This is a genomic window from Arthrobacter sp. HMWF013 (genome assembly GCF_003061105.1).
Lineage (GTDB): Bacteria > Actinomycetota > Actinomycetes > Actinomycetales > Micrococcaceae > Arthrobacter.
On sequence record NZ_QAIQ01000091.1, the window covers coordinates 1 to 1653 of the forward strand.

Genomic DNA, 1653 nt, shown 5'->3' on the forward strand with positions numbered 1-1653 from the left:
CCTCCAGCTTGACCCCTTCAACGGTCTTCAGATCAACGGCGAGACCGTCAAGCTCCGCGGCGCCTGCATCCACCACGACAACGGCATCCTCGGCGCAGCCACCATTGCCCGCGCGGACGAGCGCCGCATCCAACTCCTGAAGGAAGCCGGCTTCAACTCCATCCGCAGCGCGCACAACCCGGTCAGCCAGGCCATGCTGGACGCCTGCGACAAGCACGGCATGCTGGTCATGGACGAAACCTTCGATGTGTGGACCGAAGGGAAATCCGCGTTCGACTACTCCCTGTCCTTCCCCGAATGGTGGGAACGCGATGTCGAGGCGATGGTGGCGAAAGACTTCAACCACCCGTCCGTGGTGCTGTACTCCATCGGCAACGAGATCCCGGAAACCGGCAGCGGCCTTGGCTCCGGCTGGGGCCGGCAGATCGCCGAGAAGATCAGGTCCCTGGATTCCACCCGCTACACCACCAACGGGATCAACGGCTTCGTCTCGGTCATCGCGGACGCCGCGGCCATGATGAAAGAGGCCGGCGCCGGCGATGACAGCCAGGGTGTCAACGCCATGATGAGCGGGGCCGGTGAGGCGATGGGCCGCATCAGTGCATCCCCGCTTGTCTCGGAACGGACGGCCGAATCCCACGCAGCCGTGGACGTGGCCGGCATCAACTACGGTGACGGCCGCTATGTGATGGACAGGGAACTCTTCCCCAACAGGATCATCGTGGGAACCGAAACGTTCCCGGACCGGATCGATGTCCTCTGGAAGCTGGTGGAGGAAAACCCGCACGTGATCGGCGATTACACCTGGACCGGCTGGGACTACCTGGGCGAAGCGGGCATCGGCCGCGTGCAGTACACGGACGGGACCGACGGCAAACCGGCTCTTGGTGCGCCATACCCGTGGCTGCTCGCCTGGTGCGGTGACATCGACATCACCGGCTACCGCCGGCCCGCCTCCTACTACCGCGAGACGGTCTTCGGGCTTCGCCACGAGCCCTACATCGCCGTCCAGCGCCCGCAGAACTACGCCCGTGAACATGGGATGGGACCCTGGACCTGGACTGACTGCATCTCCAGCTGGAGCTGGGACGTCGCCGAGGGTTCCCCGGTCAGGGTTGAGGTCTACAGCGACGCGGATGAGGTGGAACTGCTCCTTAATGGCTCCGCCGTGGGCCGCGTTCCCGCCGGACCGAACCACCGGTTCCGCGCCCACTTCGAGCTCACCTATGAGCCCGGCGAGCTGGTGGCCGTCGGCTACATCAACGGGGCGGAGCAGGCCCGCACCACACTCCGCACGGCAACGGGCGATATCCGCCTCACCGCCGACGCCGACCGCACCGAACTACGCGCTGACCACTCAGACCTCAGCTACCTGGCCATCGAGTTCCGCGACGCCCAAGGCAACCTCGCCACAAACGTTGAACACACCGTCACGGTGACGGTCGAAGGCGCCGGCGTGCTGCGAGGCCTGGGCAGCGCCCGCCCCGACACGGAGGAGCTGTACACGGAAGACAGCCACACCTCGTTCGACGGGCGCCTGCTCGCCGTCATCAGGCCCGTCACAGAAGGGGACATTACCGTGCACGTCAGCGCCGACGGTTTCGAACCCGTCACCGTCAGCCTGACGGCTTCCGCCCCCGCAGCCTCCGAAAA

At 65.8% G+C, this 1653-nt stretch carries 1 protein-coding gene; it reads left to right on the top strand.

Annotation, left to right across the window (positions count from 1 at the left end):
• Positions 1 to 1653 (top strand): glycoside hydrolase family 2 TIM barrel-domain containing protein (locus tag DBR22_RS04260; RefSeq protein ID WP_108597934.1); only part of this gene is annotated, 1653 nt, incomplete at both ends.